General features: G+C 39.8%; 23 protein-coding genes. 7 read left to right on the forward strand and 16 right to left on the reverse strand.

The window, feature by feature from the left end:
- Positions 1 to 21: 21 nt before the first annotated feature.
- Complete coding sequence (locus QQK02_RS09640) at positions 22 to 591, reverse strand: alpha-ketoglutarate-dependent dioxygenase AlkB family protein (protein ID WP_284207798.1); 570 nt, start codon at positions 589 to 591, stop codon at positions 22 to 24.
- Between the two features lie 81 nt (positions 592 to 672).
- Between QQK02_RS09640 and QQK02_RS09645 the strand changes: the two genes are divergently transcribed.
- The 6 genes from QQK02_RS09645 to QQK02_RS09670 all read left to right on the forward strand — a co-directional run bounded on the left by QQK02_RS09645 (position 673) and on the right by QQK02_RS09670 (position 5,550).
- Positions 673 to 1,809: a methyltransferase gene (locus tag QQK02_RS09645; RefSeq protein WP_284207799.1), complete on the forward strand. Its 1,137-nt coding sequence runs from the start codon at positions 673 to 675 to the stop codon at positions 1,807 to 1,809.
- Entirely contained in the window at positions 1,809 to 2,372 is a 564-nt protein-coding gene (locus tag QQK02_RS09650; RefSeq protein WP_284207800.1) for a YajG family lipoprotein, read from the forward strand. The genes QQK02_RS09645 and QQK02_RS09650 overlap by 1 nt, the downstream gene beginning before the upstream one ends.
- A gap of 13 nt (positions 2,373 to 2,385) precedes the next feature.
- Complete coding sequence (locus tag QQK02_RS09655) at positions 2,386 to 2,970, forward strand: peptidylprolyl isomerase (RefSeq protein ID WP_284207801.1); 585 nt, start codon at positions 2,386 to 2,388, stop codon at positions 2,968 to 2,970.
- A 303-nt stretch (positions 2,971 to 3,273) separates the two neighbouring features.
- Positions 3,274 to 3,603 (forward strand): hypothetical protein, encoded by a 330-nt coding sequence (locus QQK02_RS09660; RefSeq protein ID WP_284207802.1) that lies wholly within the window; start codon positions 3,274 to 3,276, stop codon positions 3,601 to 3,603.
- Between the two features lie 109 nt (positions 3,604 to 3,712).
- The gene (locus QQK02_RS09665; protein WP_284207803.1) at positions 3,713 to 5,344 is read left to right on the forward strand and encodes an AmpG family muropeptide MFS transporter; all 1,632 of its coding nucleotides are present in this window, start codon (positions 3,713 to 3,715) and stop codon (positions 5,342 to 5,344) included.
- A gap of 32 nt (positions 5,345 to 5,376) precedes the next feature.
- Positions 5,377 to 5,550 (forward strand): hypothetical protein, encoded by a 174-nt coding sequence (locus tag QQK02_RS09670; protein WP_284207804.1) that lies wholly within the window; start codon positions 5,377 to 5,379, stop codon positions 5,548 to 5,550.
- A 34-nt stretch (positions 5,551 to 5,584) separates the two neighbouring features.
- On the opposite strand, the gene QQK02_RS09675 is transcribed toward QQK02_RS09670, so the two are convergent.
- The 5 genes from QQK02_RS09675 to guaB all read right to left on the reverse strand — a co-directional run bounded on the left by QQK02_RS09675 (position 5,585) and on the right by guaB (position 12,671).
- A complete protein-coding gene (locus tag QQK02_RS09675; protein ID WP_284207805.1) occupies positions 5,585 to 6,031 on the reverse strand; it encodes a YaiI/YqxD family protein in 447 nt (148 codons plus the stop codon).
- Between the two features lie 15 nt (positions 6,032 to 6,046).
- Complete coding sequence (locus QQK02_RS09680; protein WP_284207806.1) at positions 6,047 to 6,541, reverse strand: LURP-one-related/scramblase family protein; 495 nt, start codon at positions 6,539 to 6,541, stop codon at positions 6,047 to 6,049.
- 42 nt (positions 6,542 to 6,583) lie between these two features.
- Complete coding sequence (locus QQK02_RS09685) at positions 6,584 to 9,286, reverse strand: DUF748 domain-containing protein (protein WP_284207808.1); 2,703 nt, start codon at positions 9,284 to 9,286, stop codon at positions 6,584 to 6,586.
- A gap of 150 nt (positions 9,287 to 9,436) precedes the next feature.
- Positions 9,437 to 11,014 carry a glutamine-hydrolyzing GMP synthase gene (guaA, locus tag QQK02_RS09690; RefSeq protein ID WP_284207809.1) on the reverse strand — a complete coding sequence of 526 codons (1,578 nt, stop codon included), beginning with the start codon at positions 11,012 to 11,014 and terminating at the stop codon, positions 9,437 to 9,439.
- A gap of 184 nt (positions 11,015 to 11,198) precedes the next feature.
- A complete protein-coding gene (gene guaB / locus QQK02_RS09695) occupies positions 11,199 to 12,671 on the reverse strand; it encodes an IMP dehydrogenase (protein ID WP_284207810.1) in 1,473 nt (490 codons plus the stop codon).
- Between the two features lie 146 nt (positions 12,672 to 12,817).
- Here guaB and xseA point away from each other — a divergent pair, with 146 nt between their 5' ends.
- Complete coding sequence (xseA, locus tag QQK02_RS09700; RefSeq protein WP_284207811.1) at positions 12,818 to 14,167, forward strand: exodeoxyribonuclease VII large subunit; 1,350 nt, start codon at positions 12,818 to 12,820, stop codon at positions 14,165 to 14,167.
- On the opposite strand, the gene QQK02_RS09705 is transcribed toward xseA, so the two are convergent.
- The 10 genes from QQK02_RS09705 to ndk all read right to left on the reverse strand — a co-directional run bounded on the left by QQK02_RS09705 (position 14,164) and on the right by ndk (position 25,134).
- Complete coding sequence (locus tag QQK02_RS09705; RefSeq protein WP_284207812.1) at positions 14,164 to 14,874, reverse strand: PilZ domain-containing protein; 711 nt, start codon at positions 14,872 to 14,874, stop codon at positions 14,164 to 14,166. The two genes, xseA and QQK02_RS09705, sit on opposite strands and share 4 nt — an antisense overlap.
- Before the next feature lie 65 nt (positions 14,875 to 14,939).
- Positions 14,940 to 16,406: a ribosome biogenesis GTPase Der gene (gene der / locus QQK02_RS09710; protein WP_284207813.1), complete on the reverse strand. Its 1,467-nt coding sequence runs from the start codon at positions 16,404 to 16,406 to the stop codon at positions 14,940 to 14,942.
- A gap of 153 nt (positions 16,407 to 16,559) precedes the next feature.
- Positions 16,560 to 17,759, reverse strand: coding sequence for an outer membrane protein assembly factor BamB (gene bamB / locus QQK02_RS09715; RefSeq protein ID WP_284207814.1), 1,200 nt, complete (start codon positions 17,757 to 17,759; stop codon positions 16,560 to 16,562).
- Positions 17,760 to 17,767: 8 nt separating this feature from the next.
- Complete coding sequence (locus QQK02_RS09720; protein WP_284207815.1) at positions 17,768 to 18,430, reverse strand: YfgM family protein; 663 nt, start codon at positions 18,428 to 18,430, stop codon at positions 17,768 to 17,770.
- Between the two features lie 9 nt (positions 18,431 to 18,439).
- Positions 18,440 to 19,714 carry a histidine--tRNA ligase gene (gene hisS, locus QQK02_RS09725; protein ID WP_284207816.1) on the reverse strand — a complete coding sequence of 425 codons (1,275 nt, stop codon included), beginning with the start codon at positions 19,712 to 19,714 and terminating at the stop codon, positions 18,440 to 18,442.
- A gap of 107 nt (positions 19,715 to 19,821) precedes the next feature.
- Entirely contained in the window at positions 19,822 to 20,937 is a 1,116-nt protein-coding gene (gene ispG / locus QQK02_RS09730) for a flavodoxin-dependent (E)-4-hydroxy-3-methylbut-2-enyl-diphosphate synthase (protein WP_284207818.1), read from the reverse strand.
- A 32-nt stretch (positions 20,938 to 20,969) separates the two neighbouring features.
- On the reverse strand, positions 20,970 to 21,977 hold the full coding sequence (locus tag QQK02_RS09735; RefSeq protein WP_284207819.1) for a RodZ domain-containing protein: 1,008 nt from the start codon (positions 21,975 to 21,977) through the stop codon (positions 20,970 to 20,972).
- Positions 21,978 to 21,985: 8 nt separating this feature from the next.
- Positions 21,986 to 23,209, reverse strand: coding sequence for a type IV pilus biogenesis/stability protein PilW (gene pilW, locus QQK02_RS09740; protein WP_284207820.1), 1,224 nt, complete (start codon positions 23,207 to 23,209; stop codon positions 21,986 to 21,988).
- 35 nt (positions 23,210 to 23,244) lie between these two features.
- On the reverse strand, positions 23,245 to 24,399 hold the full coding sequence (locus QQK02_RS09745) for a bifunctional tRNA (adenosine(37)-C2)-methyltransferase TrmG/ribosomal RNA large subunit methyltransferase RlmN (RefSeq protein WP_284207821.1): 1,155 nt from the start codon (positions 24,397 to 24,399) through the stop codon (positions 23,245 to 23,247).
- Between the two features lie 303 nt (positions 24,400 to 24,702).
- Positions 24,703 to 25,134 carry a nucleoside-diphosphate kinase gene (gene ndk / locus QQK02_RS09750; protein WP_284207822.1) on the reverse strand — a complete coding sequence of 144 codons (432 nt, stop codon included), beginning with the start codon at positions 25,132 to 25,134 and terminating at the stop codon, positions 24,703 to 24,705.
- Between the last annotated feature and the right edge of the window lie 35 nt (positions 25,135 to 25,169).

Below are 25,169 nucleotides of genomic sequence, written 5' to 3' on the forward strand. Positions count from 1 at the left end.
ATAATTTTCACATCGCACCTGTCATTTGTGCAACTGCCTAAATGTGATATTAATCCGTGGTCCACTTGCCTTTTTCTCTTTTAAAACAGCGTGTTGCCAATACTCTTGGGTTTCCCCTTCCATCATTAACAAGCTACCTTCTACTAATGGAATCGTTAAGTTTTCTTTACTTTCCTTATGTTTTAATTTGAAGGTGCGAGTGGCGCCAAGAGAAATTGAGGCTATAACAGGGTGCTTACCTAATTCGGGTTCATCATCACTATGCCAACTTACAGAGTCATGTTGATTACGGTATAAATTTACCAGTGCAGAATTAAACTGATAGCCAGAAAAGTGCTCTACCTTTTCTTTGATGGCCAATAAACTTGGTGTCCAGCTAAATGGTTTCATTAGCAGCCCAGAGTATTGATAACCCGCACTGCCAAACCATGCCTGTAACCTTGGCACGTTGTGTTGCTTGCCGTAGAGCGTAATTGTATCTTGACTAAAGGCTACTTCTGACAAAAGCGACTGAGTCAACGTCCGAGCAACTTGGGTATCAAAAAAGCTAGGGTAATAATTTAAAAGAGCATTTTGGGCTTTTATCTTCATTGCGTCCACACAATTACAACTAGCGTATCATCAGATATTTTGAGAAAATAATAGCATTAAAACTCATCTAATGCAGATATCATGCAAAGCCATTTTATTATCAACGATACACCTTTATCACTGTATCGCTATCCTATTTCTCAAAGTAATCGTTCATTACAAGCATGGGATGCCGCTGATGAATATATGCTTAGTTATTTAGAAGAGCAAAACCTATTAAATGACGACTCGAATATATTGGTATTTAATGACAGTTTTGGTGCATTGAGTCTTAATTTACTTGATTGGTCAACAACAGTGGTTTCTGACTCTTGGGTCGCACATCAAGGTATTAGTGAAAACCTTACTCAGAACTCACTCGACGCACCTAAGTTAACGATAGCAGATAGCCTTAACCCACTGCCTAAGGCGACTAGCATCGTGTTATATAAAATCCCAAAAAGTAAGGCGTTACTCACCGAGCAGCTTATAAAAATAAAAGAGACATTGCAGGGAAACGTTACTTTTATTGCTGCGGCACGAGCAAAAGACATTCATAGCTCGACGCTTAAAGTTTTTGAAAAGTATTTAGGTACAACGACAACATCGCTCGCAGTGAAAAAAGCGCGCCTCGTATTTTGCCAACTAGACAATCAGCAACAGCACTCTTCACCTTTCCCAACAATTTGGCCATTAGAAAATACAAACTTTCACATCAGTAATCATGCAAATGTATTCTCACGCGAGAAGTTAGATCTTGGTGCTCGCTTTTTTATGGAGCACTTACCAAAATTACACGAAGACCAAACGGTGATAGATTTGGGTTGTGGAAATGGTGTCATTGGTTTAACCGCATTATCGAGACAACCAAAAGCTAACATTACCTTTGTTGACGAATCCTTTATGGCGATCGCTTCGGCCAAAGAAAATATTGAAAAGAATTTACCTAATGGTATTTCTCAGTGTCAATTTACAGTAAATGATTGTTTATCAAGCTTTGAAGCCAATACCGCGGATATAGTGTTATGTAACCCACCTTTCCATCAAGAACAAGCAACTACGGATCATATCGCTTGGCAGATGTTAAACGATGCGCATCGAGTGTTAAAAAAAGGCGGAGAATTACGTATGATTGGTAACAGAAATTTAGCCTATCATATTAAGTTGAAAAGAATCTTCGGTGGTTGTAAAACTATCGCGAGCAACAAAAAATTTGTAGTTTTATCAGCGAGAAAATAATGAAATTTATTAGTTACACGCTTCCTTTGTTATTTATGTTATCTGCGTGCAGTAGCACGCCAAGCCATATTGTTGTCGCACCAGATTTTATTCAAACGAACCAGTACCCAATAGCCGTTAGTGCTTTAAACTTAACCGTTGAAGACTCACGTACATCTAAGCATTTGGTTCAAATTCGCAAAGAAGCGCAAGCTGCTAACTTGTTTAATAGTCAACTACCGCTTGGCAATGTCATTGAAGACACATTAGTAAAGGCATTAAAGCGTAGAAATATTCAACGCCTTGAAGGCGCAACACCGTCTATCAATATTTTACTTGGTAAAGCCCTCATTGACGTTGTTCAAAAAGCTTTCAAATATCAAGCAAAGACAGATTTATCGCTAAAAGCGACAGTTGAGACAGCTAAAGGTACGTTAACAAAATCATACGACTACAAAGGCCAAAGCGAAGGCCCGTTAAAAGCGGACATTGCTGTTTTAGGTAGAGACTTCAACCAAGCACTGACCCAAGTATTAAATCAAATACTTTCGGATCAAGAACTCATCAATTTTATTAACCAATAAATTGGGCTGGCATATGTATAAATTATTCTTAGTGTTTTGTTTGGTTGTTAATCATGCAGCATTTGCTCAAAATGCGGCAATCGATCCAAATAATTTATTCCCACAAGTAAAGTTTGAAACCTCTAAAGGTGTTGTAGTCGTTGAACTAGATCGCATTAAAGCGCCTATTACGGTTGATAATTTTTTAACGTATGTGGTTACCGGTGAATACAACAACACATTGTTTCATCGTGTTATTGAAGGTTTTGTCGTTCAGGGCGGTGGCTATGACGTCAATTACGTACCAAGAAAATCTCGAGAAGATATCTTCAATGAATCTGGTAATGGTTTAAAAAACGAGACTTATACGATTGCTATGGCAAAAGAGTCTCGTCCTCATACGGCTAATCGACAGTTTTACTTTAATATGGATGATAACACCAATTTGGATCCTGGCATGAGCTGGGGTTACGCAGTGTTTGGTGCCGTTACTGAAGGTGAAGAAGTACTAGAAGAAATAGCCAAACAGAAAACAGATTATAGTGAAGAGCTCGGCTGGGAAGATGTTCCTGTAGAACCCGTTATTCTTATCAAAGCAATTTTATTACCTGCCCGGTAACGTCCTTTGTGTAACCTACTGAGATGGTTAGTAAAAATATGAACTAACCATCACTTTTCCATATATACTTATGATGATTAATTATTAGATCAAATGGTCAGAATTTAGAATAGTAATCAATTAGTCAATACTCAATGCGAACTAATCTCAGTAAAAAAACTTAAGCAAAGTTTTTATTTCTTCCTACACTTAAAGTGTTGAAGCGAGAAATAACGTGCCTCGAACACCAGCTTTTTCCTTTTTTACCTATTTTATTTACTAAAAAAATAATAATTATAAAAGCAATGTCGCTGGAGATAATCCATGATAATTGAGCAGTTTATCAATGAAAAAATTAACCAAATCACCGCTTATGTAGAGGCGGTATTTAGTAAAAAAATTCACTATACAGAGTTAGACCGTTTTATTAATGACACCATGGAAGAATGGACATTGCTAAAAGTGATCGACGATACCCCAGGCAACGCGAGAGAACGTGTTTTTTGGCATATGATTCATGAACTGACTTTACACGGTGGACAAGCACTAAAGCATGACTTGTTCTTTATTGCCGAAATAAATACCTGCCTAGATTTTTTCTATGGTAAAGGTAGCTACCCTGTTGACTGCATCGGATGGCGGCCTCTGGCATAATGCGTTTTAAATAATTTTCGCCGTCCAAGTAGAAACTATCCTGCATTCTACTTTACCACGATTGTGCTTATTGTTAGGCTATCAACAAATCACTTTGTAAGCTTCATACATGTTATCAACACGCTCTTTTTGGCAAGCCCTTCAATATTTTAAAAATAAAACCCTATTAACAATATTCTTTTTTGGTGTTGCTTCTGGTTTTCCTTGGGTGATGATAGGTTCAGCAATGAGCGGGTGGCTAAAGGACGAAGGCTTATCTCGCAGTAGCATTGGTTTATTTGGTTTTATCTTTGTTGCTTACAGTATCAATTTTTTATGGTCGCCACTCGTTGATCGTATCAAGATTTTCCTTATCGGAAAAACCTTAGGTCAACGTCGTAGTTGGATATTTACCTCACAGCTCATTATTGCATTTACCTGCTTTCAACTTAGCTACTTAGATGCATCATCCTCTTTAGCTTTTATGGCGACGCTTGGCCTCATTATCGCCATTGCGGGTGCTACCCAAGATATTGCTATTGATGCTTACCGTATCGATAGTTTGGGCTCACAAGATAACAACGAAATGGCAGCAGGTTCGGCCATGGCAACGTCAGGATGGTGGACAGGTTATGCCGGCTTAGGTGCAATTCCATTCTTGCTTGCCGACCAACCTAACTGGCAATGGTCACAAGTATATATGGTGCTTTCGATAATCATGGTCCTGCTAATGGCAACGGTACTAATTGTGAATGAGCCTGTTAGCAATAGAGAGGCTGTGCACGATCAGATAGAGAACCAATACCAATTGGCGTTAACAACTCACGGCAGTAATCACTTCCTTGTTTTATTTAGCTTGCCATTAATTATCTTAATAATTGCCTATGCTAATTTTGGTTACCCTATGTGGCCTGAGAATTTAATCGATACAAGCAACAAATTTTTGACGGTAAGCCTAATGGTTTTTGCCTTGTTTGGTTTATTTATATCCCAGATGGTTAAGTTAAATAGAAAAGTTTCTTCAACCATTTCTGAGCAAGGCACACCTACGAAAAAACAATCGCCAAGTACCTCAATTAGGCTAACGGCATGGTTGCTGACTACCTTAGTCGCTCCCATTCAGGAGTTTTTTCAAAGAAATGGCGTAAAACTGAGCCTATCTATCTTGTTATTTATCTTTTTATTCAAGCTCGGTGAGGCCTATTTAGGTCGTATGTCTATCGTATTCTATCGTGAGGTCGGTTTCTCTAATGCCGATATCGCTTATTATTCGAAAATGATTAACTGGTCAGTCACAATTGTTTTTTCTCTGATCGGCAGTATTTTCACTATTCGATACGGCATTTTGAAAGGATTGTTTATTGGCGGTATTGCCATGTCGGCAAGTAACTTATTATTCTCGGTTATGGCAATCGTAGGCCCTAACAAAGAACTTTTTGCCTTTACCGTGTTAGTAGATGGGTTTACGTCGGCATGGGGCTCAGTCGCTTTCGTCGCCCTGTTATCAGTGCTGTGTAATAAAACGTTTACCGCAAGTCAATATGCTTTAATGGCTTCACTAGGCACATTCGGGCGAGTAATGTTGGGTTCATATTCTGGTATTGTTGTCGATTGGTTAGATGGTAATTGGGCACTTTTCTTTGTCTTAACAGCATTGATGGTCATTCCAAGTTTGTTATTTTTATACGCAATCAGAAAGCCACTCAATGCAATTATTGAAAAAAACAGCCAAACAATTGCGCCAGACGATAAAGCGACATAAGATAAAAACAGGTAATTTATTCAGGTAAACTTATGATAAGACTATTTTTCTTGGTGCCCATCATGATGTGTGCTATCTGGTGGTGGTACTTAAAGTCAAAAGGGTATCAAGCTAAAGATGGCGTTAAAGGCTTTGCTTATATCATTGGCTTCAACACGTTAATCATCGGTTTTTTCGTCTTTATGATTTGGTTTACCAGCCAATAAGCGCAAAAAAAGGAAAGCATTTAGCTTTCCTTTTTTATTTATGTTTTGCGATAAAGCTATCAAGTTGATTAGCAAATGTCTGCTTATCTTGTGCTGATAGTTTATCTGGTCCTTTCGTTTGCATGCCACTAGCACGCATTGTATCCATAAAGTCTCGAATATTTAGGCGCTGCTTAATGTTTTCTGCCGTGAGCATCTCGCCACGTGGGCTTAATGCAAATGCCGATTTTGCGATGATTTCATCGGCCAGTGGAATGTCAGAGGTAATCACTAAGTCATTTGGAGTAACACGCTGGACAATTTCATTGTCAGCAACATCAAACCCTGACGCTACTTGCATAAACTTGATATACGGCGACTTAGCCACTCGCATCGGGTGATTAGCAACTAACGTAGTTTCTATTTGTGTGCGCTGTGCTGCTCTAAAAATAATTTCTTTAATAACAACAGGACATGCGTCTGCATCAACCCAAATTTTCATGTATTTCCTTTCAATTTAATCACCTGATAAATTATCTTCGTTGTGTTGTAACTCATCTATAATCACAACGCTACTGAGTATCAATGGCACATGATTTGGCTCCGCAATATCTACACCGTAGGTATCAGTAAATGAAAACCACGACTTAGACACTGACGCGATGGGTTGATCGTCAACCAAAAAATCATATTCATGAGCAAGAAAGTCGCCTACTATCAAAATATCTTGCCCGTTATAATTCAAATAATATTTACTACCAAACCAACTGAAGAATTTTTTTCTAAGTTTAGCTTTACTGCCATCATTAAAGGTTAAGAAAAAGGTAGGTCTTATAGAAAAGATTTTACGCTTTATAATCGCAACTTGCTGCTCGTGAGGATCTTGCATAATGAAAGTTCGTCGAAGCGACAACAGTTTTGACACAATTTCAAAGGCAAGCTCATCATGCTCATTTTTGATTTGAAACACATCTCTTAACGAGAAAATCTTTTGTCGCAAAATAAAGCGCATACTTTTACCTCAATATCCTTTTCATCATCCATTGCTCTACTTTTAAGAGTCAAACGTTATCCTTGGTGGTTGTTCACTCGTTTTTTCTACTTGTCCATGACACAAGAGTATACGTTTAGAGGAAACGCCCCCCTGCTGAACCAAATAATCTTTAAATGCTTGTCCACGTTGCTCACTCAGTTGATGTAAATAAGTGACGAGGGCTTTGTCATCAAAGCTATGCTCATTAGGCAAATCAGCCGTAGTAGCAATCGCACATACTTTAAATTGTAAATCAGGTTTATCAACCATTAACTTAATTAAATTAGTAACAAACGGGGTTTGCTGTTCTGATATTTCAATTTGTTGAGGTTGATACACAAGATCTTCTATCCGGATTTTCAGCATCATCTCGCCAGCAATTTTTGCCAAGGATAAAACATTGCCGTATGGCACCACGGTTTGCATCAAATAGCTTTCAGCTGCAACCATTACCGCCTTTTGCGTAATAATGCCAATAAAGCTTTGTAAACCAAACTCTGGTGAACTAACATCGCCTGACAATGGCAAATCTAACTCTAAGTTACCTTTGCTGTCTTGGAGCATATTGAGGGCAGTATTAAGAGAAATTACCGAGTCATTTTTTTCTACACTTCCTTGCTCTTTATTTTCTTTGGCTAGCTCTAAGCCTCGGACAAAAAGCTCACTATTTCCCGAAATTTTGTTATCGACAACTTTTACATCTAATTGGCTATCGAGTTGGCCACTTAGAATATTAACATTGCCTCCCTTAGCAAAATAACCAACAATTTTTGGCAATGCTAACTCATTTATATCACCCATTATCGACATATTCATTTGAGGGTTAAATGCTTGGTAATCTCCTTTCAAGGCAAAATCAGCATGTCTGCCGGTATTGCCTGACAATTGAAACCTTGTCACTTTCGTTGCATCTGTATTATCTAAAGCCTCAACACGTATTTCTTTAAAATCTACTTGAGCGTTAAAATGAGGTGTTGCAACAGTATCTTCAACGGTTAATTGTCCTGTTGTTGTAATTAAGTCAATCGCATAAGTTAAGTTATTAGCCGCTGCCTCTTGCTCTGTTTCATTGGTATTTTCAAGTGATGATTCTTCTTCTGCAGTTTCATTTGATAGTGCGACTAAGTTTTTCAATACTTGATTTTCAAAGATCAAATTGGCGTTAATCGTATCAACATGTAAGTGGTTTGCTGTGATATGCGTTGAAGCACTTTCAGAGCTGTAACTAACACCGATATTTTTCAATAGCACTTGTTCAATAGCCGCTAATGGCGCCAATTTCTCATGCTTTTGGGATGACTTAATATCGTTAATTGTCAGCAAGTTAGCCTTTGTCATTAATTGTTGTTTTTGACCACTGATCTCAACATCTGGCAACATCAACTCTGCAACTGATAACACTAGTGCTTCAGTTGCCTTATTAACAACGTTTAACTGCGACATCTTGGTTGAAGTTACGCCTGACAACTGCTGCTCTTTCATAGCCAGATTAGGCAATTGCCAAGACAAATCATCTAAGGACAACGACAATGCTTGTTTCGTATCAAATATTTCAGCTGAATTTATCTTTAAATCACTGCTACTGATAAGTGCATTATTGGTCGCATAGTTAAGTATTGTTAATCTCCAATCAATGCTCGCCAAGCTGGCTTCGACACCATGATTGAGACTATTCGCTGAAACGTTCTCAATGTTTAAATCAGCACCTTCAAGTGAAAGCTGTTCATTTTGGTAGCCTATTCGAGCACTTTTAAACGTAACCGTATCAATTTTTGCTTGGCTGTCATCGTCAAGCATTTTTGTAGTAATTCCACTTACCAAGAGATTTAAACCATTTGTTGATACGTCGTTGCCAGCCAAATTTAACGCGTCGGCTGATAGTTCAATTTGCCCTGCGCTCAAACTTAGTTGCTGGTTTAATCTCGGAATACTAGCCTCAATAACCGACAACTTTGTATCGCTAAGGCTGATGTTAGTCGTTGTTTTTTGTTTGATGGTAAAGTGCGTCGACACGCCAACAGTTGCTGATACGTCGTTAAAATCAGTAGGAAACCATTCTGCAAAATTTGCAATAGTGACATTTTCTAGGCTGATACTACCTGTGTAGTGCTGTCCTATCAGATCTAGTTTTGTTTCTAATGTTATTGGTGCAGCATTAATTTTACCGGAAAATTCCAGTTCTAAATGTTGATCATTGGTAGCATATGTTAAAGATTCAATTCCCACGTCATCAATATTAAGTGTATGGGTTTCGTTAGCGTTAAGGACAATCTGACTGTTCAATAAGTCAATTGTATCTGCACTTAGCTGCCATTGATTATCTGATTTTGTTTCTGCTGTTTCACTATTGCTAGTTTCATTAGGCTGCTTTTGGCCAAGTACCTGCCAACTTTCATTCACCCTATTTAGAGGCAAGTAAATACCAGATAACTCAAAATGTTGAAAATGGATATTTTTACGAAATAGTGCAGAAAACGATAGCTGCATCTCGCCATTTTTCAATCCAAAAACTTTCTCGCTTGTACTATGCAGTGTTAACTCTTCTACCGTTAACGACAACAAAAAAGGATTCAAACGAATATGAGCCTGCTCATTCATCGTTAGCTTATAAGGGGCTAATTGTTTAGCGATCACGAGCGAAAATAACTGTGGGCTAAATAGCCATAACAACCCTAACAAACCTATCAGAACCACAAAAAACCAAGATAACACACGTAATAGCATCTCAAATCCATAGAATTTTTTTTATATACGCTTAGTGTAGAGAATCACAAGCAAAAGCCAAGTGCTATTGTTAAGACATAAAAAATGCGCTCTAGTGAGCGCATTTTTTTCAGCTGAACTATCTAATAATTAGAGACATTCAAACGTGAATTATTCCCACTCGATTGTCGCAGGTGGTTTACCTGACACATCGTAAACAACGCGAGAAATACCATCGATTTCATTAATGATACGGTTAGACACTAATCCTAAGAAATCATAAGGTAGATGTGCCCAATGCGCAGTCATAAAATCTATTGTTTCAACCGCACGTAAACTTACCACCCAATCGTACTTGCGCCCGTCGCCCATAACACCAACAGAGCGCACAGGTAAGAACACAGTGAAAGCTTGGCTTACTTTGTTGTATAAGTCGTGTTTATGAAGCTCTTCAATGAAAATTGCATCAGCGCGACGTAATAAATCACAGTACTCTTTCTTCACTTCACCTAATACACGCACACCTAAACCAGGACCAGGGAATGGATGACGGTATAACATGTCGTATGGTAAACCAAGTTCTAAACCTATTTTACGCACTTCATCTTTAAATAACTCACGTAATGGCTCAACTAAACCAAGTTCCATATCTTCAGGCAAGCCACCTACGTTATGATGAGATTTAATTACATGTGCTTTACCTGTTTTAGATGCTGCAGATTCAATAACGTCTGGGTAAATTGTCCCTTGCGCTAACCATTTAGCATTTTTCAGTTTGCTCGCTTCTTCGTCAAAGACTTCAACGAAAACGTTACCAATAATTTTACGCTTAGCTTCAGGATCATTTTCACCTTCAAGACGATCTAAGAAACGTTGCTCTGCATTGATATGAACGATGTTTAAGCCGAAATGGTCACCAAACATATCCATGACTTGTTCCCCTTCGTTTAAACGAAGTAAACCATTATCAACAAATACACACGTTAACTTATCGCCAATCGCGCGGTGCAGAAGCATTGCCACAACTGATGAATCAACACCACCAGATAAACCTAGAACAACTTCATCATCGCCCACTTGCTCTTTCATTTTGGCAACGGCATCTTCAATAATAGATGCAGAAGTCCATAACTTTTCACACTGGCAGATATCAACAACAAAATGCTCTAGAATACGCATGCCTTGTTTCGTGTGGGTTACTTCAGGGTGGAACTGCACGCCATAGAAGTTTTTCTCTTCATTAGCCATTGCTGCATGAGCACAGCTAGATGTTTTCGCAATAGTGCTAAAGCCAGCTGGAATGTCTGAGACTTTGTCACCATGGCTCATCCATACATCTAATACAGCGTTACCATTAGCACCAATTGAGTCTTCAATATTCTTAAACAAAGACGATTGCTTGATAATTTCAACGCCAGCATAACCAAACTCTTTGTGATCTGAAGATTGAACACTACCACCCAATTGTTCAGCCATTGTTTGCATGCCGTAACAAATACCTAAAACAGGAACACCAGCATTAAATACATACTCTGGTGCACGCGGTGAATCAGCTTCAGTTACACTTTCAGGGCCACCGGCTAAAATAATACCCGTTGGATTGAATTCTTTAATTTGCTCTTCAGTAACGTCCCAAGCCCATAGCTCACAATAAACACCAATTTCACGCACACGACGCGCAATTAATTGAGTGTATTGAGAACCGAAGTCTAAGATGAGGACTCGTGAATCATGGATATCTTTGGTCATATCAAACCCTATAATTAATAAAGTGAAGGCTGGCCTTTGAGACCAGCCTTAATAGTAATTTTTAAGAATCACTTATTTGGCAGATAATCGGCACTAGAGCAAAGAAGAAACACAGAGCTTGGTTTACCAAGTGAGTACTTCTGATGCCGTTATAGTGCCGACTAGCAATCAAATGATGATTCGACTAGCCCATTCTGTAATTTGGGGCTTCTTTAGTAATGGTCACATCATGCACATGTGACTCCCCCATACCGGCAGCAGTTATTTTCATAAACTGTGGCTTAGTGCGCATTTCTTCAATCGTTGCACTACCTGTTAATCCCATTGATGAGCGCAAGCCGCCCATTTGCTGGTGGATAATGGCAGCAACAGGGCCTTTATATGCTACGCGACCTTCAATACCTTCAGGAACAAGTTTGTCTGCTTCACCGTCGGTTTTCTGGAAGTAACGGTCACTTGAACCTTCTTTTTGTGCCATAGCGCCTAAAGAACCCATGCCGCGATACGATTTATAGTAACGGCCTTGATAAAGTTCAACTTCACCTGGTGACTCTTCAGTACCAGCGAACATAGAACCAACCATTACACAGTGTGCGCCTGCAACTAGGGCTTTAGCAATATCACCAGAAAAACGAATACCGCCATCAGCAATTACAGGTATGCCTGTACCTTGTAATGCTTCTACTGCATCAGAAATTGCTGTTAATTGTGGAACACCAACACCCGTTACGATACGTGTAGTACAAATTGAACCAGGGCCAATACCTACCTTAACTGCGTCAACACCGGCATCAGCTAATGCTTTTGCACCAGAACCAGTTGCTACGTTACCAGCGATAATCTGTAGGTTAGGATATTTCGCTCGTGTTTCTGCAACACGATCTAAAACGCCTTGAGAGTGACCATGTGATGTATCAATTAATAGAACATCAACACCCGCTTCAACTAGGGCATCAATTCGTTCATCAGTACCAGCACCAACCCCAACAGCAGCACCGGCACGTAAGCGACCTAATTCGTCTTTACAGGCATTGGGTTTGCTTTCAGCTTTTTTATAATCTTTTACTGTAATCATGCCTTCAAGTTTGAAAACATCATTCACAACTAAGATTTTCTCAATGCGATGTTCATGCATTAAGCCAAGAATTTCTTCACGTTGCGCGCCAGCTTGCACCGTAATTAACTTAGCTTTAGGTGTCATTAATTCTGACACCGCTTTTGAAAGGTCTGTTTCAAAACGTAAATCACGGCCGGTAATAATACCAACAAGATTATTCTCAGCATCTACAACAGGAAAACCAGAAAAACCTAGTTCATCGGCAAGTCGCATAACTTCTTCTGTAGTTGCATCAGGAGACACAGTTACAGGGTGAGAAACAATACCACTTTCATATTTTTTAACCTGAGCAACATTTTTAGCCTGCTCAGCAATCGTCATGTTTTTGTGAATAAAACCGATACCACCTTCTTGCGCGAGTGTGATCGCAAGACGTGCTTCAGTTACTGTGTCCATAGACGCAGAAACCATAGGAACGTTCAACGAAATTTTTCGCGTAAGTTTAGTAGTTAAATCGGCAGTATGAGGCAGTACCGTAGAATGGGCAGGTACTAGTAGAACATCATCAAATGTCAGTGCTTCTTGGGCAATTCTTAGCATCGCAATATCTCACCAAGGTGTAAGGAAGAGGATTTAATATTGCGGCAGAATTTTAACCGTTTTATTAAAATAGGTAAACTTAATTCTTTAAAAAATTTATACTATTGCCAATAAAAGTGAAAATATTACAAAAGAAACCAAGTTTTATGACAAATCCACACATTTTACAAGTCAGCCAGCTAACACAAAAAGTACGTTTCATGTTGGAATCTGAGCTGAATACCGTTTGGATTAGTGGTGAAATATCGAATTTCATCGCGGCAAGCTCTGCTCACTGGTATTTATCGCTGAAAGATCAAAAATCTCAAGTCCGATGTGCGATGTTTCGCGGTAATAATCGCCGTGTCAGAATAAAACCATCAAATGGGCAACAAGTATTGGTTCGTGCAAAAGTGTCTTTATATGAACCACGCGGTGATTTTCAGCTCATCATTGAACAAATGGAAGATGCCGGCGACGGTTTATTACGCCAACAATATGAGCAATTAAAAAATAAACTTAGTCAAGAAGGCTTATTTGATTTGGGGCGTAAACAAGCCTTACCGCCGTTAATTGAAACAATTGGTATCGTGACTTCACCTACTGGCGCCGCAGTTCAAGATATTCTTGCCGTCATTTCGCGACGAAACCCATTACTCAATGTCATTATTTATCCCTGCCTAGTGCAAGGAGACCAGGCTGCTAGCCAAATTGCAGAAACCTTATATAGAGCAAACCATCGCAACGAATGTGACGTCATCATTGTTGGTCGTGGTGGTGGCTCACTTGAAGATCTTTGGTGCTTTAATGATGAAAGGGTTGCAAGAGCGATTGCCGACTCAGCCCTACCTGTCATTAGCGCTGTTGGACATGAAGTTGACACAACATTAAGTGATTATGCTGCCGATACACGTGCGCCGACACCATCAGCAGCCGCCGAACTTGTTTCAGGTGAGTTGGCAAATGTAATCCAACAGCAGAACCAGTTGTTGCAATCCTTAAAATTACGCTTATCTGCTAAGATAAACCAATGGCAAGATAAATTGACCGCGTTGTCACATCGACATCAGCAATGTCATCCAGTACAAAAACTACAATTAAAACAACAACAAATTGATGAGCTTAACCATCGATTAATGCGCACGATTAATCAACGTAAGCTGCTAGTTAATCAACACACCGAACGTTTAGCCCATCGATTACAGCAAACAAATCCAATTAAACAAATCAGTAGTTATCAACAACATCAGGTTCAACTCACAGATAGGTTAATGAGCATAACAAAAACACAACTGACAACTCGTCAGAGCCAATTTAGCCACGTTATCGAACAACTTCATATGATTAGCCCACTAGCGACTATTGCTCGGGGTTATAGCGTAACGCGTGATCAAAAGAATAAGGTTGTAAGAAGTGTTGAAGATGTCACTAAGGGCGATGCTATTTCGATTCAAACCCATGATGGCTACATTGACGCAAAAGTTGAGTCAACCAAGCCTTCATCAAATAGCTCTTAGGTTTCAATTTCTAAGGTAACGGTTTCTTTGAGTAGTTTGGCAACTTTGTCTTTGTCTTCGCTATTGAACTTTACGCCTAATGAAACTTCATTCACCTGTTGTCTAACATTACAAATAAAACCGTCAAGTTTTACGTTAGCTAAACCTGCAATGTTTTCGATGGTGATTGAAATCGCTTTGTCGTTGGCTAATAGCAATGTATCAGCATTAGGCACAGCAATTTGGCAGCCATTAATCGACAAATCAAGCATCTTGGCTTGCCAAAACTCTTTATCTACACCGACTTTAATATCAATATACGTATCCACCCGCATAGCACTGCGTAAACTTTGGAGCGACACTTTTGTAGGGAAATCTAAAACGATAATACGTGAAGGAATTTGCAGGGTTTGTTTAATTACACCAACAAAGGCAACAACCGCGCCTTCGTGACCTTCGATCAGGCCACGCACAGTGATTGAAGTATCTGGATAAATATATTGAGCAAAATTGCCTAATTTGTTTTTATCAGGCATTTGAACCAGTACATAGCGCTTTGGCAGATAACCAATAAAACTGGTTCTGAATTTACCACGTTTACCAGCGGGCGTAGTAACATCAATAGTCACCGTTGCACCAGGTTGTAATAACCCTAAGTTACGATTAAGTCGTTCTGTGGTATCTATATCAACTTGGCTAGCCATAAACCCTTTTTTAAGGTCAGTCATTAACTAAAGATTTACACTAGCCAAAAGCTATAACAAAATCAATATTATGGCGAATAATTAAATGATTATTCGCTCTTTTTATAGCCTTGTGTTGCGCGAGCTTTTTTCTTTTGTTCGGTAAACGTTAACTTCTTCTTGCCTGCAAATGGATTAGAGGTTTCACGAAATTCAATTTTAATTGGTGTGCCCATAATCTTTAACGACTTACGATAGTAGTTCATTAAATAGCGCTTATAAGAAGGCGGTAAATGCTTAACCTGATTGCCATGAATAACAACAATTGGCGGGTTGTAACCACCGGCATGAGCATATTTTAACTTGATACGGCGACCATTGTGCATTGGTGGCTGATGATCAAATACCGCAAGATCTAACACCTTAGTAACCATAGACGTAGAAATACGTTTCGTTGCTGAAATAAACGCTTCCTCTACCGACTCGTATAAATGGCCAACGCCGGTACCATGTAACGCGGAAATAAAGTGAATTCGCGCAAAATCAATGAAGCCTAAGCGTCGATCTAACTCTGACTTAATACGATCTTTAACCGAATCGTCTAAACCATCCCACTTATTAACTGCGAGGACGAGGGATCGACCCGCTTCTAAAATAAAGCCAAGCAAACTCAAATCTTGGTCTGTAATCCCTTCTCTTGCATCAATAATTAATAAACAAACATTCGCGTCTTCAATGGCACGTAACGTTTTAATTACCGAGTACTTTTCAACAACGTCATTTACGTTTTTACGACGACGAATACCTGCCGTATCTATTAACGTATATTCGCGGCCATTGCGTTCCATAGGGATATAGACAGAGTCGCGAGTGGTACCAGGCATGTCGTATACAACAACACGCTCTTCACCAAGTATGCGATTAGTAAGTGTTGACTTACCGACATTAGGCTTACCAATAATCGCTAGCTTAATTTTGTCGTTTTCTTCAGGGGCTTCTACGCTCTCTTCATCAAAGTTTTCGTAATCAACTTCATCAATGTCGTCATCACTTTCTTCATGAGATTTTTCAGAGCTGAGCTCGGCAATATGTGGCTCTAAGGCAAGTGTTAGTAATTGAGTTACACCGCGACCGTGGGCAGCGGCTATTTGATGCACTTTATCACCTAGCGCAAGAGAGTAAAACTCAGCAACCGCAGAATCGGCATCAATGCCATCTACTTTATTAGCGACTAAGAAAACTTGCTTATTTTGCTTACGTAGATATTCAGCAATACCTTGATCAGCTGCTGTTAATCCGGCGCGAGCATCAACTAAAAATAGCACTGCATCAGCTTCCTCAACCGCCATTAACGATTGCTCAGCCATTAGTGCGTCAATGCCTTCTTCATCACCATGAATGCCACCCGTATCAATTACAATGAACGGATGCTCTTCAACCTGAGCCTGACCATATTGGCGGTCACGCGTTAAGCCTGGATAGTCAGCAACAAGCGCGTCACGAGAACGCGTTAAACGATTAAATAACGTTGATTTGCCAACATTGGGTCTGCCCACAAGAGCGACTACAGGAAGCATGTATACCTCAAAAATAACTTAATTAATAACCTAACTTTAGGTTAAACAATAAAAAACACAACGGCTCCGATGTTTTCACAATGGAGCCGTTAGGAAAAAATACGGTTAAACGCTTCACTTATACCATGGCATTAGTTGCGCATGACTAAGCATCTAAGGCAGTTTAATTGCCTCTAAATCACCATCACGTGATTGCACGTATAATATACCACCTGAAACAGTTGGTGTTGTATATACACCACTTGAGTCAATTTCGGTGCGAGCAACGATATCGCCCGTTTGTGCGTCTAACCAATGTAAATAACCTTCAAAGTCACCTACGACAACATATTTACCATGGACTGCAGGGCCGGTTACGTTGCGGTTTGTCAATAACGCATTGCTCCAGCGCTCTAATCCGTTTAAACGGTCAACTGCATAAACATGACCTTTAACGTCTGTTAAATAAATATTGTTACGCGAAATACTAATTTGACGATAAGAAGAATACTGGCGTTGCCATAATACTCGACCGCTACGCAATTCAAGCGCTGATAACTGACCACGCGATGAAACTGAATAAACGGTTTCACCTAACACAAGTGGCTTAGAGTCAACGTCAACAACACGGTCTAATTCTGTTGAGCCTGTTGCTTCACCTAAGTTTACAGACCAACCTTGTTGGCCACTTTCTAAAATATAAACAGTAAGTTCGCCAGCTGGAGTTCCAATAAGTACACCACCCGATGCAGCTGAAGGAGCACTAATTCCGCGCAGAGTTAATGGCGGAACATCTTGTTCAACCTGCCATAACTCTTCACCATTTTTAGCATCTAACGCAGTTAATAAGCCAGATACTGTATTAACTAATACAACGTTATTTTCAAACGTTGGTGCAGCAATGACTTCACCTTTTACTTTAACTTGCCAAACAGTGTCACCGGTTGCTTCATCAATAGCGTAAACATCACCATTTTCACTACCGATATATACTTTACGACCACCTGTTACAGGGCCACCAGACAGCATTGCTGACTCATCACTACCAAAAAAGATAGCATTGCCAGCATACGGCTTACGTAAATTAATTTGCCAAAGCTTTTTACCTGTAGCTTCTTCAAAAGCGATGACGTCGCCTTCTCGGCTTGCACTAAACACTTTGTCATAGGCAATAGCTGGCTTCAAGCGTGAGAAAAAGTCACCTATGCCATCGCCAACGCTCTCAGACCATACAACTTGAGGTTCAAATTGCTGTTCAATATCTGTAAGTTCAGCAACCGCGATTGCTTCATTTTCATCATCTGTTGAAGAACAAGCGGCAAGTGTTAAAACAAGTGCTAATGTTGTTAGTATTTTTTTGGGTAGCAATTGCACAATAAATCCTACTTGGTTGCTGCTGGTAAAGTTGTTAATTCAACATGTTCGGCTAAGTCGTCTAATTTCATTTGTAAATTAGGATTAGTCGAAGCAGCTGTACCAAGTGCATCAACGGCTGCTTGATATGCGTTGCGAGCTAGCTCTGTTTTACCTTGAACAAGGTAAGCATCACCTTTAATTTCTTCCGCCGCACCAACAAAACCTTCGGCAATTTCACCTGATAATGTCGATAATGCTTTATCTGCTTGCTCTTGTTGTAATTGAACGCGAGCTAAGCGAAGCAATGCAATGCTTTTCACGCCTTCGTCTGCAGCGTTATCAACAGCCATTTGTAGGTGTTTTGCAGCGCCGGCCCAGTCTTTATGGCTGGTCGCGTCTTTAGCTAACGCTAATGATGTGAACGAAGCAAAGCTTGACTCTTTATGAGCAGCAACAAACGCTTCTCCATCTTGCGCAAACTTATCGCCATTTTCTTCGGCTGCGGTCATCAATTGCATATAGGCAGATGTTGCATTTTCTTCACTTTCTAAGGCACTATCTTGGTAATAGTTGAAGCCAACAAAGCCACCTAGACCGACAACAATACCACCGATAATAAAACTACCATTTTCTTGCCAAAACTTTTTGATCGCTTCTACTTGTTGTTCTTCTGTTTGATAAGTTTCCACATTACTTCCTTACATTAATTTTTCTAACAAAGCTGGCATATCTTCAAATGCCACGCTTTCTTGTTCTTTTTGTTCACGCAAATATTTGACTGTCGCAGTTTTTTCAGAGAGCTCATTGTCACCTAAAATAACCGCAATGCTTGCACCCGATTTATCGGCACGTTTCATTTGCTTTTTAAAGTTGCCACCGCCACAGTGACACTGTATTCGAATTTCTTTTACTTGGTCACGCCATAGCTCTGCAAGACCATTACCAGCAAGTTCCGCTGCTTCCCCCATCATCGCGATATATACATCAGCTTGTGGGCGAATATTGTTAGCTTTTTCTAAGCTCGTAATCAATAACACTAAACGCTCAATACCTAAAGCAAAACCAAAACCAGGTGTTGCTTTGCCGCCTAGTTGCTCAACTAAACCGTCGTATCGACCGCCAGCACAAACAGTACCTTGTGCGCCAAGACTATCTGTCACCCATTCAAAAACGGTACGATTGTAATAATCTAAGCCACGCACTAAACGTTCGTTAATAACGTATTCAATACCCGCTGCATCTAATCGTGCACACAACGATGAAAAGTGTTGTTGTGACTCTTCACCTAAAAACTCAGAAAGTTTTGGAGCATCGACAAGCGCAGCTTGTACGTCAGGGTTTTTACTATCTAGGACACGCAACGGGTTAGTATGCATTCTGCGCTTACTATCTTCGTCGAGTTTATCTTCATGTTTAGTTAAGTACTCAACTAACGCATCTCGATACTGCGCGCGCTCTTCATTAGAACCTAACGTATTCAGTTCTAATGTGACAACGTCTTTGATACCAAGTTCCGTCCAAAGACGATTTGATAGCATAATAACTTCAGCATCAATATCTGAGGTTGCTATGCCAAATGCTTCAATACCAAATTGGTGAAACTGACGATAACGGCCTTTTTGTGGACGCTCATGTCTAAACATTGGCCCCATGTACCACAGGCGCTGCTCTTGGTTATAAAGCAAACCATGCTGATTACCAGCACGCACGCAACTTGCAGTCCCTTCAGGACGCAAGGTTAAACTGTCGCCGTTACGATCGTCAAAGGTATACATTTCTTTTTCAACGATATCAGTAACTTCACCGATTGAACGTTTGAATAAATGGGTAGATTCAACGATCGGCATACGAATTTCAGCAAAGCCGTAATTGCCGGCAACACGTCGCAGTGTTTCCTCAACCATTTGCCAAATATTTGTTTCTGAAGGAAGGCAATCGTTCATGCCTCTAACTGCCTGAATCGCTTTACTCACGGATGTTGAATCTCTCTTAAATTTTATTGCAGCGCGCATTATAGGCACATTCAGCACAAACGTAAATCACTTGGCTTATCCTATAACGCTTTTAAACAACTTTGGGACTACTCTACTTCTTCAATGTCGATGCGTTCTTGATCCATTTTACTCGCTTTTGCACGAATCTTAGCTTCAAGCTGGTCAACAATGTCGCCATTATCAATGCGTTCTTTTTGACGTTCGCCATCTAGGTAAAAACCACTTTTTTTGCTACTACCAGTCAAACCTAAATCTGATACGGTTGCTTCGCCAGGACCATTTACAATGCAACCGATAATCGATACGTCCATTGGCGTGATGATGTCTTCTAAGCGCTCTTCTAGGGCATTTACTGTATTAATAACATCAAATTCTTGACGTGAACAACTTGGACAAGCAATGAAGTTAATGCCACGAGAGCGAAGTTTTAATGACTTTAAAATATCAAAGCCTACTTTAATTTCTTCAACCGGATCTGCAGCAAGAGAAACACGTAACGTATCACCAATACCTTCAGCCAATAACATCCCTAAACCTACCGCAGATTTAACTGAGCCAGAGCGGAAACCACCGGCTTCCGTAATACCTAGGTGTAACGGGTTATCAATTTGTTTAGCCAGTAAACGGTATGCACCTACGGCAAGGAATACATCTGATGCTTTCACACTGACTTTAAAGTCATGAAAGTTTAATCGATCTAAAATATCAACGTGGCGCATTGCTGATTCAAGCAAAGCTTCCGGTGTAGGTTCACCATACTTTTCTTGTAAATCACGCTCAAGTGAACCACCGTTAACCCCAATACGAATTGGAATATTTTTGTCGCGAGCACTTTCTACAACCGCTCTTACGCGTTCTTCTTTACCAATATTACCTGGGTTGATACGTAAACAGTCTGCGCCGTATTCCGCTACTTTTAACGCAATGCGGTAATCGAAATGGATATCGGTTACTAAAGGCACATCAACTTGCTTTTTAATTTCTTTAAAGGCTTCTGCCGCATCCATAGTCGGCACTGAAACACGAACAATATCAGCACCTACATTTTCTAACGCTTTTATTTGCGCAACAGTAGCTGCAACATCAGTCGTTAGGGTATTTGTCATTGATTGCACTGAAATAGGTGCGTCGCCACCAACTGGAACATTTCCCACCATAATTTGGCGAGACTTACGACGGATAATAGGAGATTCTTTAAACATAATTTTTCTACAATAATTTCAATTAACGCGTGTTACTGTGCTGATACGATTGGCAATGTAAATTTCGCAATATTACCTGCGCTAAATTGCGACATATCTACCGGTTGGCCTGCGAAATCGATTGAGACGAGTTCAGGCTTGCCAAGGGTAACATTAAATGGCGCAACACCCTTAATGGTCATCACATAATCAGTTTTCTTTACACCCCAAGCAATACGCTCACCAGTGGCATCATAAATATTAACCCAACAGTCACCAGAGAACGTAAACACGACGACATCTTCCACTACAGATAAAGGCGCGTCTTGCCCTGGTTGTTCAGGTAATGTTAATAACTCGTTACTCTCTGCAAGCTGTGCAGCCTGACTTGTACTATTTTCTATAGACTCTATCGCTTGCTGTCTCGATTCATCTATACTATCGGCTGTTATTCGTGTTTCGTCGCCAGTATGAACTTCATCGGTATTTTTGGCTAGGATGCTAGATGTTTGTGGGTCAATAGCATCATTTGCACTTGTTAGTTGAGTCGAAGGTGAATTTTCAGTCGCCTCATTCAATGGTGCATCAATATTTTCATCAACGCTCTCTTGAACCTTTGCATCTATCGTTACTGACTTTTCTTTGATACTTGATTGATATTGATAGAACCAGACTAAGGTAGAACTGATTAATATCGCTAAAATCAAGTAGCTTAACCACATCAAACTTCGCGTCTGTGCTTGTTTTTCAGTGATTTTAGAAAAGCTTTGCATTTCTGTACTTTGCTTTTCGGCAACACCAAGCATTTCAAAGCTCGATAGTACGTCTTCTTCTAGCACATCAACTAATTTTGCATAGTTTTTCAAATAACCACGATTAAAGGTAGACGGTAAACTTCTATCAAAGTGATCGTCTTCAATTTCTTTAACCAAGCCTTTACGAAAATTAAGTTGCTCGGCAACTTGCTCAATGCTTAAGCCTTTTGCTTTACGTGCATCACTTAGCAATCGACCTGGGCCGATAATTTCGATATCTTCTGTAATTTCAGTTACTTCACTCATATTTTTATTTACTTACTAGCCTGTTTTGGATCGGCTAAAATGAGCACTTGTCCTATTTTTAAAATGCTACGCGAAGACAACTTATTCCATCGCTGAATTTGTTTCATGGTCAAACCGTAAGTCTGAGAGACGCTATACACTGACTCTCCTGATTTAACGATATGAATGGGCACAGTAAGTGCACCGGTATTTGTCGATTGAGCTCGTTCCGCTTGAGCCGCTACGGTACTTTTAGCAGTTTGTATTGTTATTTCGGTTTCAGCTTTGGGCTCAACCACCACTTTTGTTGGTGATGGCTTATCAAAACTCGCAATATCTAAAGGCGCTGCGTGTTCGCTTTTCGCTTTACTGATATGCGTTTTCTTGTTTGGTGATAACACCACCACACGTTTTTTGTCCTTATTCTGCTTAAGCTGATATTTATCGGCTAAATCATCAGCGGGTATTCTAGCTAAACTATTTAATAAATACTGCTTTGATTCATAGGCGTTAGGAAACATTTTAACTAACATCGCACCATAATTTTTTGCAATCGTCATATTACCTGCGCGTTCATAAACCTTATACGCCAAAGCCAATGAACTAGGGTTAAATTGGCGCGTTGCTTTCTCATAACGTGCAATATAGTTTTTTGCACTTTTAAAATCGCCTTTTACATAAGCCAATTGCGCCAGTTGCTGCAATACAGAGGCGCTACTTGGGCTATGCATTAATGCTTTTGTTAGGTAAAACTCAGTTTTTTCAAAGTTGTCTTTGTTTAAATGACAAAGCGCTAAGTTTTCATAACTTTCAGATACACGCACGTACTCAGGCACGGCAATCGCTTTGAGAAATTGCTCTTGAGCACCTTCAATATCATCTTGTCGACATAGAAATACGCCGTAATTGTTCAGGGTATCTGGCTCGTTAGGTTTAATTTCTAAAGCCGTTAAAAAGGACTTACTCGCCAGTTCAGGCTCACCAACAGTTTCGTAATAGTGAGCAAAAGCTGTATGTACTTGAACTAATTTAGGTGAATAGCGTTTAGCTTTTTCAAGATTCGTTTTAGCTTGGGTCGTATTACCAATATTTAAATACCCTAAGCCAAGTGAAATGCGCGTCATGGCAATTTCGTCATTACTCGCTTCATTTTCTACAACCGGTGTGTTGTCTTTACTATATTGCTGAGTCACACAGGCTGACAATGCATTACTCAATGCAAAAATAACCAGTAATTTATGCCATTTGTCCATACGCGCTAAATTCCAAAAATAGTTTTAAGTAATAACTAAACCATTTTTACTGAAATTTGATCAGGATTCACCTGTTTTTTTGCTTGGTTAGCGCCTGTACGTTTAGTTCTGTCTAAAACATCACCTGCCAATTGACCACATGCGGCGTCGATATCGTCTCCACGTGTACGTCGCGTGATCACAGTTAAACCATAGCTTTGCAGTACTTTATCAAAACGATCAATACGTGAATTACTTGAACGTTTATACGGTGACCCCGGGTATGGATTAAACGGAATTAAATTTACTTTACTTGGCGTATCTTTAAGTGCGTGAGCTAATTCGTGTGCTTGTTCGGTTGAATCATTAACATGATCAAGCATGACATACTCAACAGTTACTGCTTTTTGCGCCTTAGAGCCATCAATGTATCGGCGAGACGCTGCTAAGAAATCTTCAAGTGGATACTTTTTATTAATTGGCACTAATTCATCACGTAATGGATTATTTGGCGCATGAACTGATATGGCTAATGCACAGTCAATTTTCTCTTTTAACATATCAAGTGCAGGTACTACACCCGATGTGCTCACTGTCACGCGACGCTTTGATAAACCATAACCTAAATCATTTAACATGGTATCTAGTGAAGGAATTAGATTCTTCATGTTAAGTAACGGCTCACCCATCCCCATCATTACGATGTTAGTGATTGGTCGCTTACCAGCGATGCGGGTTGCACCAATATCGTTGGCAACACGCCATACTTGACCAATAATTTCAGACATTGACAAGTTACGGTTGAAACCTTGTTGAGCCGTAGAACAGAATGTGCACTCTAACGCACAACCAACTTGTGAAGAAACACACAGCGTTGCACGGTTATTTTCTGGGATCCATACGGTTTCAACTTCTTGACCACCTTCTAATACAAGTGCGTATTTGATGGTGCCATCTTTTGATACTTGCTTTTCAGAAATTTCTGGCGCTTTAATTTCGCAATTACGCGCCAGTTTTTCACGAAGCTTTTTGTTGAAGTTGGTCATTTTTTCAAAGTCGTCATAACCAAAATGGTAAATCCATTTCATCATTTGATCAGCACGGAACGGCTTTTCACCTATCGAATCGAAATACTCTCTCATCATTTGGTGATCAAAGTTTAATAGATTAATTTTGGTTTTCTGCTCAGCAGGAACAACAACTTCGGTCATAAAGATTTTCTCAAAATACGTAGTAATACAAAGAATTTAAAGGCGCAAAATTGTACACTTTTTAGACATCAGTGACAATTTTTCAACTAAGTAATTTTAAAAGTTTCGGTAAAAGAAACGCTTAAGATTGCTCAGTCTTTACAAAACAAAAGGATTTTACCGTAAACCAGTAAAATCCTTTTTATAATTTGATAGTTAACCAAAGCATTTTGGTGCGTGTTCTAGGAGAGAACGCGGAACGTACATGAGTACGTGAGCATTCTCGACACCAAAAACGCGCCAAAGGCGAAGATTAAAAGCAAATTAGCGAGTACGTGGACAAACTTCTTCGTTTGTGAAGAAGTAAGCGATTTCACGAGCAGCTGATTCTACAGCATCAGAACCGTGAACAGCGTTCTCGTCGATTGAGTTTGCGTAGTCTGCACGTAAAGTACCAGCTAAAGCTTCAGCTGGGTTAGTAGCACCCATGATTTCACGGTTTTTCAGAACAGCGCCTTCGCCTTCTAAAACTTGAACCATCACTGGACCTGAAGTCATGAACTCAACTAAAGCGCCAAAGAAAGGACGTTCGCTGTGCTCAGCGTAGAAACCTTCAGCTTGCTCTTTAGATAAGTGAACCATTTTAGAAGCAATGATAGTTAAACCTGCTGTTTCGAAACGGTTGTAGATTTGACCAATTACGTTTTTAGCAACTGCGTCTGGTTTTACGATTGAGAAAGTACGTTCGATAGCCATGATAAGCCCTCTTAATAGTGTAAGTTAAAAACTGG

The sequence above is a fragment of the Thalassotalea eurytherma genome, assembly GCF_030161415.1.
GTDB classification, from domain to species: domain Bacteria; phylum Pseudomonadota; class Gammaproteobacteria; order Enterobacterales; family Alteromonadaceae; genus Thalassotalea_G; species Thalassotalea_G eurytherma.